The organism is Janthinobacterium sp. GW821-FHT03C10 (assembly GCF_059420865.1).
In genome coordinates this window covers 86,538-100,885 of record NZ_JBWKUN010000007.1, presented here as the reverse complement: position 1 = coordinate 100,885, position 14,348 = coordinate 86,538, and the positions used below count along the sequence as shown (strand labels likewise).

Sequence of the window (14,348 nt, the reverse complement as noted above, 5' to 3'; positions counted from 1 at the left end):
CCTCCATTGCTATAGGTAATGAAGGCTCTGAAACTTTCGATGGATACCATGAAAAATACATTAATGAGTTAATGAACTTGTACCATGATGTGTATTACTCCGACTCGGAATATTTTTATAACGTTCATTCAGCCGAGGACAAATCACGCTGGCGAGAGTTGGCTGGTATTCATATCGAATATGCCCTGCCAGAAGGTAAGCTCGATCCGGTCGAAACGATAGCATTTGTGCGCAAAAGAGTTGCAAGGACTTTTAGCATCGGCAACATCCACTCTCCCACCCTGTGGACCCGCTCCACCCCACCCGACGTTCGCCTCACCATGGGCGGCCCCAACGCCGGTTTCACTTCACTTTCCGCCGCGCTCGACTATCTGCAAACCCACCCCAAGGAAACCGTCTGGGCCATGAATTGGGATGCGCCCAGCCGTCCCCTGGACCGGCAGATCAACGAGAACCTCGTGCTGCTGGTGCTGGCCGGTCCCGACTACAAGACGGAGCGGGCGCCGCTGGCGTGGCTCGGGTATCCGAGCACGAAACAGGCGGCGGATTTTGAAGTCAAAAAGGGCGAACCGCCGCGCCTGGTGCAGGCGTGGACGGCGGCCATTGAGGAGGCTGCGGCTAAGGCCAATCAAGCGGAGACCGGGATCGGTTACGTCATCCACGACGCCGGTAATACGCATCGTGATTCGTCGGCACGGCTCGGCGCGCTGGCGCAGACGCTCACCGTGCAATTGCCGGAATTCGATTTCCTCAAACAAAGCTTCAATCTGACCGCCGTGCTGGGCGAGACGGGTGCGGGTACGGCGTTGACGAACGTGGCGCTGGGCATCGCCTACGCGCACCATTTCGGTAAACCCGTGCTGGTGGCCGGTACCAGCGACCTGTCGGCCCCCGTGGCGCTGGTGGTGGCGCCGCCCGCCGTCGTACGGCCGATCCAGCCCGGCAAGCCCTGGTTCCGCGCGCGCGGCGGCAATCATGCCTACCTGCCCTGGTGGGGCTTGCGCCACGATGCGCCCGAGTATTACCAGGGGTTTTCGCAATGAGGGCGCTGCTCGCGGTTCTCATGTCGCTTTTGCTTGGCGCATGCGCGACGCCGCCATTGCCGGAGGCAACGGTTCCACGCAGCGGTCCGTTTATGGCGCAGGTGGTGGGATTGCAATGGCTGAATCCTTTGCAACGTCGGGATTACCCCACGCAATGGCAATTGCTGTGGACCTTGGGGCTGGTGCAGCCGAATCCAGGCGACGATATGGTCAAGGAAAAACCAGAGAAATATACCCGGCTGCAAAGTATTGCCTCTGTCGCGGTTGGAAATGATGGTTCTGAAACGTTCGATGGTTACCATGAAAAATACATAGCGAAGACTTTCAATTTAATTCATGACGTGTACTACTCCGACCCAGAATATTTCTACAATGTCCATTCAACTAAAAATAAGTCGCGCTGGCGTGAATTGGCCGGCATCCATATCGAATATGCTTTGCCAGAAGGGAAACTTGATCCAGTCGAGACAACGGAATTCGTTCGTCAGCGCGTAGCAAGGACTTTTAGCATCGGCAACATCCACTCTCCCACCCTGTGGACCCGCTCCACCCCACCCGACGTCCGCGTCACCATGGGCGGCCCCAACGCCGGTTTTACGTCACTTTCCGCCGCGCTCGACTACCTGCAAAGCCATCCCAAGGAAACCGTCTGGGCCATGAACTGGGATGCGCCCAGCCGGCCCCTTGACCGGCAGATCAACGAGAACCTGGTGCTGCTGGTGCTGGCTGGCCCCGACTACAAGACGGAGCGGGCGCCGCTGGCGTGGCTAGGGTATCCAAGCACGAAACAGGCGGCGGATTTTGAAGTCAAAAAGGGCGAACCGCCGCGCCTGGTGCAGGCGTGGACGGCGGCCATCGAGGAGGCGGCGGCGAAGGCGAACAGGCCGGATACTGACATCGGCTATCTCATCCACGATGCCGGCAATTCGCACCCGGATTCGTCCGCGCGGCTGGGTGCGCTGGCGCAGACGCTCACCGTGCAATTGCCGGAATTCGATCTGCTGAAGCAAAGCTTCAACTTGACGGCCGTGCTGGGCGAGACGGGTGCCGGTACGGCGCTGACGAACGTGGCGCTGGGCATCGCCTACGCGCACCATTTCGGCAAACCCGTGCTGGTGGCCGGCACCAGCGACCTGCTTGCCCCCGTGGCGCTGGTGGTGGCGCCGCCCGCCGTCGTACGGCCGATCCAGCCCGGCAAGCCCTGGTTCCGCGCGCGCGGCGGCAATCATGCCTACCTGCCCTGGTGGGGCTTGCGCCACGATGCGCCCGAGTATTACCAGGGGTTTTCGCAATGAAGCGTTTTACCTATTCAAGGAGAAGAGCATGCGTGGCGTGATCCGCTTGAACGATCCCACCAGCCATGGCGGCAAGGTGGTGGGCGCGGCACCGAACAGCACGGTGCTGGGCGTGGCCGTGGCGCGCAAGGGCGACCCTTGCGTGTGTCCGATCAAGGGCCACGTGCGCTGCGTGATCGCCGAGGGCGATCCGCAGGTGCTGATCGACGGCGTGCCCGTGGCCTTTGATGGCCACAAGACCAACTGCGGCGCCAGCCTGATGTCTACCGTGGGCAACAGCGGGCGCGCTTAGGCCAGGCTCGTGTCGATGGCTGCGCCCAGCTTGTCGACGAGCTCATCGACGTGGCTGGCGTCGATGATGTAGGGCGGCGCCAGCAGGATGTGGTCGCCGTGCAGGCCGTCGATGGTGCCGCCCATGGGGTAGCACATCAGTCCATTCTGCATGGCTTGCGCCTTGATGCGCGCGTGCAAGCGGCGGGCCGGGTCGAACGGCTGCTTGCCGGCGCGCTCCTGCACCAGTTCCAGGCCCAGGAACAGGCCGCGGCCGCGGATGTCGCCCACGTGCGGGTGCTCGCCGAAACACTGGCGCAGCCGCTCCTGCAGCAAGCCGCCCATGGCGCGCACGTTGGCCAATAAATCGCGCTCCTCGATCTGTTGCTGCACGGCCAGGGCGGCGGCGCACGCCGTGGCGTGGCCGATATACGTGTGGCCATGCTGGAAGAAGCCTGTGCCGGCGCGGATGGTCTCACGGATGTCCTTGGACACCATCACGGCGCCGATGGGCTGGTAGCCGGCGCCCAGGCCCTTGGCGATGCAGATCAGGTCGGCCGTGATGGCTTCCTGCTCGCAGGCGAACAGGCTGCCCGTGCGCCCCATGCCGCACATGACTTCGTCGAGGATCAGGAGGATGCCGTGGCGCTGGCAGATGGCGCGCATGCGCGCAAAATAGCCGTTTACTGCGGGCAGGGCACCGGCCGTGGCGCCGACGACGGGTTCGGCGATGAAGGCCATGACGTTCTCCGCGCCCAGTGCGGCGATATGGTCTTCCAGCTCCTGGCCCAGGCGCGCCACGTAGGCGGCATCCGTTTCATGCGCCTGCTGGTCGCGCCAGGCATAGCAGGGCGACACATGGGTCACGCCAATCAGCAATGGCTCGAACTGCTGGCGGCGCCAGGCGTTGCCGCCCGTGGCCAGCGCGCCCAGGGTATTGCCGTGATAGCTCTGGCGGCGGGCGATGACGTGGCGGCGCTGCGGCTGGCCCCGCTCGACGAAATACTGGCGCGCCAGCTTCAGCGCGCTTTCCATCGCTTCCGAGCCGCCGGAGACGAAATACACGCTGTCGATGCCGGCTGGTGCCCTGGCGACGAGGAAATCGGCCAGCTGCTCCATCGGCTCGCTGGTGAAAAACGAGCTGTGTGCATACGCCATCGTCGCAATCTGCCGCTGCACGGCGGAAATCACGGCCGTATCCGAATGGCCGAGGCAAGAGACGGCCGCGCCGCCGCAGGCGTCCAGGTAGCGCTTGCCGTCCGCGTCGATCAGGTAAGGCCCATCGCCGCCTGTGGCGATAGGGTAGGTGGCGGTCAGGCTGCGGTGGAAGACATGGCTCATGGCATCGCTTTCTTATCGGCAAAGGGGGGAATGGCCGATTATAGGAGGCGTTACGCCGCATTGCAACGATTGATGTATTTGTTTTTAATTTGCATCATTCGATGTTTTTGCGTAGGCGCCCAGCGCCCGCAGCTGGCTTTCCGCCGCGCCGATGGCCGTGACGGCATCCGGTCCCGCGCGCGCCACCAGCAATTCCACCAGGCTTTCCACGGCCGCGACGCCGGCCACGATGGAAGGGAAGAACGAGGGGCTGTCGACGGCGATGACGATGCTGGCGTCGGCCTGCAGGGCCAGCGGTGACATGGCGCTGTCGCTGATGGCGACCACCTGGCAGCCGGCCTGGCGCGCCGCCTGCGCCACCAGCAGTGCTTCGCTCGAATACGGCGCGAAGCTGACGACGACGACGGCTTCGCCCGCCTGCAGGGCGCGCAAGTCCATTTCCAGGGTGCCGCCCTGACCGCTCAACAGCTGCACGCTGGGGCGCAGCAGCCGGTACAGATAATGCAGGGTGTAGGCGATCGGGTGGGCGGCGCGAAAGCCGGCCACGTGCACGCGGGGCGCCGCCTGCAGCAGGCTGGCGGCCGCGTCCAGGGCGGCGTGGTTGGCGCTTTCCGTGGCGGCCAGGTTGCGCTGCTGCACAGTGAACACTTCGGTGACCAGGTCGCGCTCTGTCCCCTCCTTGCCGGCCAGCGCGCCCGCCTTGGCCGCGTAGCCGGCAGGTCCCGCGCGCAGGCGTTCGACGAAGATGGCTTTCAGTTCGGGCCAGCCGGCAAAGCCCAGCTGCTGCGCCAGGCGCACGAGGGCGGCCGACTGCACCTGGGCCCGCGTGGCGATGCTGCGCATCGAGGACACGGCCACTTCGTCCGGATGGTCGGCCAGGTAGCGGGCGCCGGCCTGGAATTGCGGGCTCAGTTCCGCATGGCGCGCCTTGATCAGGTCCATCAGTGCCGCATAGGTGTCGTGGGGTGTCGCTGCCTGCATCGCCGTGCCTCATGTAGTAGGTTGCGGCGATGGTACAGGATTCGTCAGCGCACCGGTAGCGGCAGGGCGGCCGTGCGCGGACGCAGGCGGGCAAACAGATGCGGTCCGGCAGGTTTGCGGCGCGGTCCCGTCGTCAGCACGCGCAAGGCGGTGGGCAGCGGCACGTCGTGGCAATGCAAAAACAGGGCGGCGGCGCCCGTGCCGGCCATTTCCTGCAAGGCCAGCGCATGTTCGACCAGCGCCGCCGTGCGCATGTCGAGCCGTACCGGGATGTCGGGTTGAAATAACTGTATATCGACGTGCCGTGCATCGCGCATGCTGTCCCCCGCCGGGTTCGCTAGTCAAGCTGCCAGCATAAAAGCGCCCCGGCGCCATCGCTTTGCGCCAGATCAATTCCTATGGCGGATAGATTCCACAAGGCAAAAAAACGCCAACCGTTGCCGGCTGGCGCTGAAAACCCTCGAAGGAAGAAAGGGGGAATGAGTTAGTAGCTCCAGCGTATCGATAAACCGACGACCTTGTCATAGCGCCGCACATCGCGCACATACTCCGGCGTGTCGTGGTAGTCGCGGTAGGTCGAGTCGAGCAGGTTGTTCGCGTCCAGCGTCACCGTGGTGTGCGGGTTGAGCTTGTATGAGACCGACGCGTCCAGGGTCTTGGTCGGCGCCACGGTCAGGTGGATGCCCTTGCCGCGGTAGTTGTAGTCGTCGACATATTTGTCGCGCCAGCTGTAGGCCAGGCGCGCCGACCACGGTCCCTGTTCGTACAGGCCGACGATATTGGCCGACCACTTCGACATGCCCGTGAACGGGTGCGCGCTGCCATTGAGTTCTTCCAGCTCGCCCGTCATGTAGGTGGCGTTGGCCTGCAGGCCCAGGCCGCTCATCCAGCCGGGCAGCTTGTCGTAGAACTGCTGGTAGGCCATTTCCATGCCTTGCAGATGGCCCTTCGAGGTGTTGCGCGGGCGCGTGATGTCGTACTCGATGCCGCCGTACGTTTCCTTGGCCGAACCGGACAGGATGTAATTCTTGAAGTTGTGGCGGAACGCGGTGGCCGTGACGGAACCCGTCTGGGCGAAATACCATTCCAGCGCCAGGTCCAGGTTCTTGCCTTCCACGGGTTTCAGGTCGGGATTGCCGCCGCTGCCAGTCGGGCGCACCATCTCCAGGCTCTGTCCCAGGCTCACGCCGGGGTTGAAGTCGGCGAAGTTCGGGCGCTGCACGGCCTTGCCGGCGGTCAGGCGGGCGATCAGGTCCTGGCGCAGCATGGCTTTCAGGGTCAGGCTGGGCAGCACGTCCGTATCCGACGTCTTGACGCGCACGGGCGTGACGATGCCGTTTTGCGAGGAATTGCCTTGCAAGTCCTGCTTGGTCTGCACCACGCGCACGCCCAAGGTGCCATCCACCGGTACCTGCGCCAGGTCAAAGCCGATGCGCGCCTTGCCGTACACGGCGTTGGTTTTTTCCACATCCTTGTAATGGGTCATCGGATCGTCCGGGCTGCGTTCGCTGCTGCCCGTAAACAGCTGGCGCAGCACGGCTGTGTTGTTGAGCATGAAGTCGCGGCATGGCGTGAGCCAGCTTTGCAGGCCGAAGTTGCCCGTGTTGTCGTGCGAGGCGCACGCCAGGCCGGGAATCGCGTCCGCATACATGGTCGAAGACAAGCCTCCCTGGCCATTTTTTTCGCGGATCGATTCAGCCTTGCGCTTGGCCAGGCGCACGCCGCCCGAAAATTCGCGGAAGAAGCCCGTGCTGTCCATGTCGTAGCTGACGTCGCCGCGCCAGTCGGTCGAACTGCCTTCGTCGTGGCTATGATTGTCGTAGAAACCGAGCAGGGTGTAGTTCTTCGGATCGGTCATGTTGTAGCCGGGGTAGCTGATCTGCGCGCCGCCGTTGACGTTCGTGCTGCCGATCACGCTGGTCGGATGGGCGAGGAAGTCGAGGATGGGGAATTCGCGTTCGAAGTTGCTGACCGTGCGCGCCAGTTCCGTCGTGGCGCGCAGCTGCGGCGTGATGTCCCAGCGCGCGCCGATGGCGCCTTGCGAACCGATCGAGCGGTCGCGCCGCGCCTGGGTCGAACCGAGGGTGAACGGCGACCACGGGCCGTCGATCTTGCCCACCGTGGCCGCCTGGCTGGTGCCGGGGATCAGCGTGATGTCCGGGTTCTGGCCCCAGGGCAGCGAACCGACGAAGAACTGGCTGTCGAACGCATGCTTGATCAGGGTCGACATGCCTTCCGCATACACTTCCACCTGCGAGTTCGGCCGCCACTGGAAGGCGGCATTTGCCGCGTAGCGCTTGCGGTCGCCCACGGTCGGGATCATGCCGACGGAATCGGGACCCGTGATGTTGCCCGCTTCGGGGCGCTTGACGGGTTCGGCGTTCCAGATCGTCTCGTCATAGTATTTGCTGCGCTGGTAGGACAGGCCGAGCAGGGCGCCGAATTCGCCGTATGGGGTCTTCCAGCGGTTCGAGAGCATACCGCTGACGTTCGGGTCCGTCGAGCCGGACTTGTCGCGGTGCTCGGCGCGCACGTTGCCCGATGCCGTAAAGCCCTTGAAATCGAAGGGGCGGTTGGTGCGCACGTCGACCACGCCGGCCGTGCCGCCTTCGACCATGTCGGCCCCCTGCGACTTATATACGTCCACGCGCTGCAGCATGGCCGTCGGAATGTCGGCCAGGTACAGGCTGCGGCCCACCGAGGTAAACATCTCGCGGCCGTTCAGCAGGGTCACCACGCCGGGCAAGCCGCGGATGATGACGGAGCCGGCCTCGCCGCCTTCGCGGCGGATCTGCACGCCCGTCACGCGGCCGAGGATTTCGGCCACGTTCTTGTCGGGGAATTTGCCGATTTCATCGGCGACGATGGAATCGACCACCTGGTCGTTGTTCTTCTTGATCGTCTGCGCGCTTTGCGCTGCCCGGCGCACGCCCGTGACGGCGACGACGGCGATGCCGCTGTCGGCTGGCGTTGCCGCTGGTGCCATTTCTTCCACTGGTGTTTCCGCGGCGGGCGCCTGTTGCGCCCAGACGGAAGCGCTGCTCAGCAGGCCTGCGCCGGCCAGCGCGGCCACCGTGGCCTTCAAGGTCAGCCGTGTGTTGTGCCGGGACGTGCGGGTGCCCGTTGCCATCGATTGCATCATCTTGTCTCCACCTGTATTTTAGTTATGTTGAGAACGCTGCGGCAGTCGCCGCCAGAGCTGGAACATGCTCAAGAAACATGGTAGGTGGGAATGACTTTGCCCCACAAATGACTTCTTTTGCGATGTCCATATCAATTCCGGTATCCCTGCTGCATTCATGCGCCCTGGCGGCGCACCGCGCGTTGTCGAAGCTGGCGCATGCGCGTTGCGGGCGCTCCACAGCAGGCGTCAGGCGGCGCAGGGCGCGGCGCTTTGCGCCAGCCAGGCCATGAAGTGCGCCTGCGGCATGGGGCGGGCGAAGTAAAAGCCCTGCAATTCATCGCAGCCGGCGTGGCGCAGCACGTCGGCATCGGCCGCGCTTTCCACGCCCTCGGCGGTGACCGTCAAGCCCAGGGTATGGCCAAGGCCGATGATGGTTTTCGTCACGGCCAGGTTTTGCGGCGAACCGTGGATGTCCTGCACGAAGCTCATGTCGATCTTCAGCTTGTCGAGCGGGAAGCGGCACAGGTAGTTCAGGCTCGAATAGCCGGTGCCGAAGTCGTCGATCGACAGCGCAAATCCCAGCGCCTTGATGGCGTGCAGGGTGGCGATGGTGTCGTCCACGTTGTCCATCAGGATCGATTCGGTCAGTTCGAATTCGATCCGTCCGGGCGTGACGGGAAACTCGCGCAGCACCTCGCGCAAGGTGGCCACCAGGCCGCCGCTTTTCAGCTGGATGGCCGACAGGTTGATCGACACGGCGATGTCGCCCGCGCCCGCTTCGCGCCAGGCCACCTGCTGGCGGCACGCTTCGCGGATGACCCACGCGCCGATGGGAACGATCAGGCCCGATTCCTCGGCGGCGGGAATGAAGCTGTCGGGCGCGATCAGGCCATGCTGCGGATGCTGCCAGCGGATCAGGCTTTCCACGCCATTCAGGCGGCTGCTCCTGGCATCGATGCGCGGCTGGTAGTACAGCACCAGTTCCTGCCGCTCGATGGCGTGTCGCAGATCGCTTTCCAGGTGCAGCTGCTGCAACTGCTGCTCCTGCATCTGCGGCGTGAACATGCGCGCATGATCGCGTCCGCCGCTCTTGGCCTGGTACATGGCCGCATCGGCGTGGCGCATCAGGGTATCCATGTCGTCGCCGTGGTCCGGATAGATGGCCACGCCCACGCTGCACGAGACATACAGCTCGTTGCCTGCCACCTGGTGCGGCTCGCGCATGGCGGGTATCAATCGCGTGTCGAGCAGGGCGCCGATGGCATCTGCGTCGCCGACGCCGTTGAGGATGACGACGAATTCATCGCCGCCCAGGCGGCTGACGGTATCGCCTTCGCGCACCAGCTGCAGCAGGCGCTTAGAGACCGATTGCAGCAGGGCGTCGCCCACGTGGTGGCCCAGCGCGTCGTTGACGTGCTTGAAGCGGTCCAGGTCGACGAACAGCACCCCCACCTTTTCGCCGCTGCGGCGCGCCTGCGCGATGGCGGCCGCCAGGCGCAGTTTCGACACGTGGCGGTTGGCCAGTCCCGTGAGCGCGTCGTGGTGGGCCATGTGCTCGATCTGCCGCTCGCTGGCCTTGCGTTCGCTGATGTCGAGCGAACTGGCGATGAAATGCGTGGTGACGCCATCGAGGCCGCGCACGGCGTTCATCACCAGCCAGGCCGGATAGCTTTCCATCGACTTGCGCTGCACCGAGATTTCGCCCTGCCAGTAGCCGCGCCGCGCCAGGGTCCGGCGCAGGCTGTCGAGCTGCTCGGGAGCGTTATCGGGCGCGAGCAGGAAGGCGGGGCGCTTGCCGATCAGCTCCACCATGTCGTACAGCGAATGGCGGCGGAAGGCCTGGTTGACGGTGATGATGCGCATGCCGGCGTCCATCACGATCAGGCTTTCGGCCGAGGCCTCGAATACCTTGGCCCACAGTTCCAGGCGCGACTCCATCAGCTTCATCTTGTTGATCGGCGTGAAGGTCGACAGCACGGCGCGCTGGCCCTGGTAGTCGATCAGGCGCGCGGAAATCAGGGCCCAGGTGGGCGTGCCGCCGCCGCTCCAGCACACCTCGAATTCGTCGACGGCGCCCAGGTCGCTCAAGCGCTGGAAGAAGCGCGAACGGGCTTGCGGATGCATGCCGCCCACCCACGGATCGAGTTCCAGCCCGCCCTGCCATGCGTGCGCGGCCTGGTTCGCGTGCAGCACCTGGTGATGGGGGATCGAGGTGACCATCAGCGGGATGGGAATGGCGTCGACCAGCTGGCGCTGCGCATCGGCCGCGCTGGCGCGCGCCACCAGGTCCTGCTGCGCCATGCGCTGGAAGTCGAGCTGCTGCAGCATGGTGTTGAAGGCGCGCACCAGGCGCCCCGTTTCATCCTCGCTGTCCCAGATGGCGCGCAGGCTATGGTCGCCCGTTTCGCGCACTTCCTGCGCCACGCGCGCCAGGCGCCGGATGGGCAGGGCGATCTGGCGCGCGACGAAAAAAACCAGGCCCAGTATCATCGCCAGCAGCAGCACGGCCGTGCCCAGGTGCAGCCACATGCGCGTGAAAAAGCCATCCACGCGCAGCTGGATCAGGCGCTGCAATTCGTTGCCGGCATCGCGCCATGCCAGGCGCAGCGCGGCGAGCGCCACCGCATTGCGGCGCAGCAGTTCCCGCGCGCCGGCGGGGCTGGCTTGCACGCCTGCCAGCGCCTGGCTACTGGCGCGTAACTGCGCCACGGCGCGCTGCAGGGCCGCGCGAGAACCGTCGAGATGCTGGCGCAGCAGCGGCGTGCTGGCCGCGAACGCCTCCGTGTAGTCGCTGCCGATGCCGCCCATGGTGGCATCCATGCGCCCTTCGAGGATCAGGAACTGGGTCTGCAGGCGCTGGCGCTGCGCGCCTTCGGCCGTCGCCAGTTGCAGGGCCAGGGCGCGCGTGCTGTTGATCAATTCCAACAGTTCGGGAAAGCGCAGGATCACCAGCGACATCGTGTAGTAGCTGTCCAGGTCCGGGTCGAGGATCAGGTTCGACTGGTTGCCCACGCGCGTGAGCAGCGCGCGCCCGGCCACAAAGGCGGGCGAGGGCGCGATGCCGGCGTCCGGCGCGGCGGAAGTATGGCCGGCCTGGCGCAGCAGGGCGGCAAATTGCGCATTCAGTTCGGCGCTGTGCATGCCTGCGCCGAAGCGGCGTTCGGCCTGTTCCACGGCCGCGGCTTGCGCGCCCGGCGGCAGCAGGGCATCGCGGATGGCGGCGATGTAGTCATTGCCTGCCATCTCCTTGCGCGAGAAATCGATGGCGAGGTATTTTTCGTTGATGAGGATGCCGGAAATGAAGATGACGGCGGACAGGTCGAGCAAATAGATCAGCGCCAGTTTGCGCCCCACCGTCAATTTTCCGATCATGCGCGAGATTTTGCCCAGCATGCGTTCCCCACCTTTTGTCAGCCCATTTATGTTTTCTTATGTGCAATTTCCATGCCTGAATTTACAAGCTTGCAAGGGGGCTTTTGCACCATGCCGGTGCGCGCAGGGAGGCGGCGCGCGCCAGTAAAAAGGGCGGCCCGCAGGCCGCCCTCGTATGCCGTCAGGCTGCGCTTAGGCTTAGGCTTCGGCGACGCGCTTGGCGATGTGCGCCAGCGCTTCTTCCACCTGGTCGATCAGGATCAGGCACAGGTCGCCTTCACCGAGGCGCGCCAGGGCCTTGTCGATGGCGACGAATTCGCCGTTGATTTCATCGATATGGCTGGTGCGCTTGGCGCCGTCCAGGCCCTGGCGCAGCAATGCCACCACTTCGCCGTCGGCGCGGCCGCGCTGGCATTGGTCCTGGTACAGCAGCACATCGTCGAAGGCGGCGCCGAGGATTTCCGTCTGCTGGCGGATGTCTTCGTCGCGGCGGTCGCCGGCGCCGCTGATGACCACCGAGCGACGCTTGGCCGGCATACTTTCGACGGCCTGCACCAGCGCCAGGATGGCGTCCGGATTGTGGCCGTAGTCGGCGATCAGGGTGGCTCCACGATAGTCGAAGACGTTGAAGCGGCCCGGCGCATTGTCGGCTTCATTGGCAAAGGTTTTCAGGCCCAGCGCGATGGTTTTCCAGTCCAGGCCCACGGCCCAGGCGGCGGCCAGCGAGGCCATGACGTTGTCGACCTGGAAGCCGATGGCGCCGTTGCGCGTGATCGGTACCTGCGACAGGGCGATTTCGTGGCGTTCCTTGCCTTGCGCGGCGACCAGCTTGCCGTCTTCCACGTAGACCACGCGGTTGCCCTGCGCGCGGTGGGTGGCCATCACGGGATGCGTCTTGTCGGCGGCGAAGAAGGTCACCGTGCCGCTGCAATTCTTGGCCATGCGCGCCACGGCCGGGTCGGTGGCGTTCAGCACCGCCACGCCGCTGTCGGCCACGTTCTGCACGATCACGCGTTTCAGCACCGCCAGGTCTTCCACGGTGGTGATGTAGTTCAGGCCCAGGTGGTCGCCCGCGCCGATATTCGTCACCACGGCGACCTGGCAGCGATCAAAAGCCAGGCCTTCGCGCAGCATGCCGCCGCGCGCCGTCTCGAACACGGCCGCGTCCACGTCCGGGTGCAGCAGCACGTTGCGCGCGCTGCGCGGGCCGCTGCAGTCGCCGCTGTCGATCTGGCGTCCTTCGATGTACACGCCATCCGTGTTCGTCATGCCCGTGCGCAGGCCGGATGCCGTCAGCAGGTGGGCGATCAGGCGCACGGTGGTGGTCTTGCCGTTGGTGCCCGTGACGGCGACGACGGGAATGCGGCCATCATCGCCCTCGGCGAACATGGCGGCGATGATGGCTTCGCCCACGGGACGCGGCTTGCCGAACGAGGGCGCCAGGTGCATGCGCAAACCCGGTGCGGCGTTGACTTCGACGATGCCGGCGTTCTGCTCTTCCAGCGGTTTCAGGATGCTGTCGGACACCACGTCCACGCCGCAGATGTCCAGGCCCACCATGTGCGCGGCGGCGACGGCGCGCGCCGCCACTTCCGGATGCACGTCGACGGTGACGTCGGTGGCCGAGCCGCCCGTCGACAGGTTGGCGTTATTGCGCAAGATCACGCGCTGGCCCACGGGCGGCACGGATTCGGCCACGTAGCCCTGCTTGGCCAGGCTGGCCAGGGCGATGTCGTCGAAGCGGATTTTCGTCAGCGAGGTGGCGTGGCCGCTGCCGCGGCGCGGGTCCAGGTTGACCTGGTCGACCAGTTCGCGCACCGTGTGCTGGCCGTCGCCCACCACTTGCGGCGGGTCGCGGCGGGCCGCTGCCACCATCTTGTTGCCGATGACGAGCAAGCGGAAATCGTGGCCCGGCAGATAGCGTTCGACGAGGATGTCGTCGCGGAATTCCTGCGCCGCGAGGAAGCCGGCCGTCAGCTGTTCGCGCGTGGTGACATTGACGGTGACGCCCTTGCCCTGGTTGCCATCCTTCGGTTTCACGACGACGGGCAGGCCGATTTCGCAGGCGGCGGCCCAGGCGTCGTCCACGTCGATGGCGACGCGGCCTTGCGGCACGGGCACGCCGGCCGAGTCGAGCAGCTTCTTCGTCAGTTCCTTGTCCTGCGCGATGGCTTCGGCGATGGCGCTGGTGCCGTCCATTTCGGCGGCCTGGATCTTGCGCTGCTTGCTGCCCCAGCCGAACGTCACCAGGCTGCCTTCGGTCAGGCGGCGGAACGGGATGTTGCGCGCCACGGCGGCGTTGACGATGGCGCCCGTCGAAGGGCCCAGGCGCACGTCTTCATCGAGTTCCTGCAGCTGGTGCAGGGCGCCGGCCAGGTCGAACGGCGCATCGTCGAGCGCGGCGCGGCACAGCTGCTGCGCCAGTTCCAGGGCCAGGCGGCCGACGGCTTCTTCCGAATATTCGACGACGACCTGGAAGATGCCCGTTTCCAGGGTCGGCGTGGTGCGGCTGAAGGTGACGGGGCAGCCGGCTTGCGCCTGCAGTCCCAGCGCCGCCAGTTCCAGCACCTGTGCCATCGGCGCGGCGTTGTAATTGCCCAGCGGTTGCAGCGGGCTCAGTTGCGGAAAGCGCGCGCGCAGGCGGGCTTCGAAGCCGGGCAGCTGGGCGATGTCGAGTTCCTGCGTGGTGCAGGAAACAATGGCTTCCACGGCGGTGTCGTGGCTCCAGAGGTTAGGGCCCCGCAAGGCCCGTACGCGAGATACTTCCATAATTAAACCGTAATCCTGTTGTGTTCTTGTGGGCCCGGCCGTAGCCGGGCTTTTACGTCAAATCAAACCGTAGCGAGCGGATGGGAGGCTCGGCGCCCCCGTTGGCCCGAGAAGCGGAGCTGTGCGGATGCACAGTGAGCATCGGAGGCCGCA

9 protein-coding genes are annotated in these 14,348 nt (G+C 65.2%); 3 read left to right on the top strand and 6 right to left on the bottom strand.

What is annotated here, in order from left to right; all coding sequences use genetic code 11:
• Nucleotides 1–320 precede the first annotated feature (320 nt).
• The 3 genes from AC07VH_RS22475 to AC07VH_RS22465 are packed head-to-tail and all read left to right on the top strand — an operon-like array spanning nucleotide 321 to nucleotide 2,630.
• Nucleotides 321–1,043 carry a hypothetical protein gene (locus AC07VH_RS22475; RefSeq protein ID WP_494789016.1) on the top strand — a complete coding sequence of 241 codons (723 nt, stop codon included), beginning with the start codon at nucleotides 321–323 and terminating at the stop codon, nucleotides 1,041–1,043.
• Nucleotides 1,040–2,338, top strand: a complete 1,299-nt coding sequence (locus tag AC07VH_RS22470; RefSeq protein ID WP_494789015.1) for a hypothetical protein — start codon at nucleotides 1,040–1,042, stop codon at nucleotides 2,336–2,338. The genes AC07VH_RS22475 and AC07VH_RS22470 overlap by 4 nt, the downstream gene beginning before the upstream one ends.
• A 28-nt stretch (nucleotides 2,339–2,366) precedes the next feature.
• Nucleotides 2,367–2,630, top strand: a complete 264-nt coding sequence (locus AC07VH_RS22465; RefSeq protein WP_494789014.1) for a PAAR domain-containing protein — start codon at nucleotides 2,367–2,369, stop codon at nucleotides 2,628–2,630.
• Here AC07VH_RS22465 and AC07VH_RS22460 read toward each other — a convergent pair.
• The 6 genes from AC07VH_RS22460 to cphA all read right to left on the bottom strand — a co-directional run bounded on the left by AC07VH_RS22460 (nucleotide 2,627) and on the right by cphA (nucleotide 14,195).
• Complete coding sequence (locus tag AC07VH_RS22460) at nucleotides 2,627–3,949, bottom strand: aspartate aminotransferase family protein (protein ID WP_494789013.1); 1,323 nt, start codon at nucleotides 3,947–3,949, stop codon at nucleotides 2,627–2,629. The genes AC07VH_RS22465 and AC07VH_RS22460 overlap by 4 nt on opposite strands.
• A gap of 84 nt (nucleotides 3,950–4,033) precedes the next feature.
• Entirely contained in the window at nucleotides 4,034–4,930 is an 897-nt protein-coding gene (locus tag AC07VH_RS22455) for a MurR/RpiR family transcriptional regulator (RefSeq protein WP_494789012.1), read from the bottom strand.
• 44 nt (nucleotides 4,931–4,974) lie between these two features.
• Nucleotides 4,975–5,247, bottom strand: coding sequence for a hypothetical protein (locus tag AC07VH_RS22450; protein WP_494789011.1), 273 nt, complete (start codon nucleotides 5,245–5,247; stop codon nucleotides 4,975–4,977).
• A gap of 167 nt (nucleotides 5,248–5,414) precedes the next feature.
• Nucleotides 5,415–8,072: a TonB-dependent receptor gene (locus AC07VH_RS22445; protein ID WP_494789010.1), complete on the bottom strand. Its 2,658-nt coding sequence runs from the start codon at nucleotides 8,070–8,072 to the stop codon at nucleotides 5,415–5,417.
• A gap of 228 nt (nucleotides 8,073–8,300) precedes the next feature.
• The gene (locus tag AC07VH_RS22440; protein WP_494789009.1) at nucleotides 8,301–11,447 is read right to left on the bottom strand and encodes an EAL domain-containing protein; all 3,147 of its coding nucleotides are present in this window, start codon (nucleotides 11,445–11,447) and stop codon (nucleotides 8,301–8,303) included.
• Between the two features lie 177 nt (nucleotides 11,448–11,624).
• Nucleotides 11,625–14,195, bottom strand: coding sequence for a cyanophycin synthetase (cphA, locus tag AC07VH_RS22435; protein WP_475415617.1), 2,571 nt, complete (start codon nucleotides 14,193–14,195; stop codon nucleotides 11,625–11,627).
• Nucleotides 14,196–14,348: the final 153 nt, after the last annotated feature.

Coding starts and splice junctions, on each gene's coding strand:
- AC07VH_RS22475 (WP_494789016.1), top strand. CDS start 321: ATGGGCGGCCCCAACGCCGGTTTCACTTCACTTTCCGCCGCGCTCGAC.
- AC07VH_RS22470 (WP_494789015.1), top strand. CDS start 1,040: ATGAGGGCGCTGCTCGCGGTTCTCATGTCGCTTTTGCTTGGCGCATGC.
- AC07VH_RS22465 (WP_494789014.1), top strand. CDS start 2,367: ATGCGTGGCGTGATCCGCTTGAACGATCCCACCAGCCATGGCGGCAAG.
- AC07VH_RS22460 (WP_494789013.1), bottom strand. CDS start 3,949: ATGAGCCATGTCTTCCACCGCAGCCTGACCGCCACCTACCCTATCGCC.
- AC07VH_RS22455 (WP_494789012.1), bottom strand. CDS start 4,930: ATGCAGGCAGCGACACCCCACGACACCTATGCGGCACTGATGGACCTG.
- AC07VH_RS22450 (WP_494789011.1), bottom strand. CDS start 5,247: ATGCGCGATGCACGGCACGTCGATATACAGTTATTTCAACCCGACATC.
- AC07VH_RS22445 (WP_494789010.1), bottom strand. CDS start 8,072: ATGATGCAATCGATGGCAACGGGCACCCGCACGTCCCGGCACAACACA.
- AC07VH_RS22440 (WP_494789009.1), bottom strand. CDS start 11,447: ATGCTGGGCAAAATCTCGCGCATGATCGGAAAATTGACGGTGGGGCGC.
- cphA (WP_475415617.1), bottom strand. CDS start 14,195: ATGGAAGTATCTCGCGTACGGGCCTTGCGGGGCCCTAACCTCTGGAGC.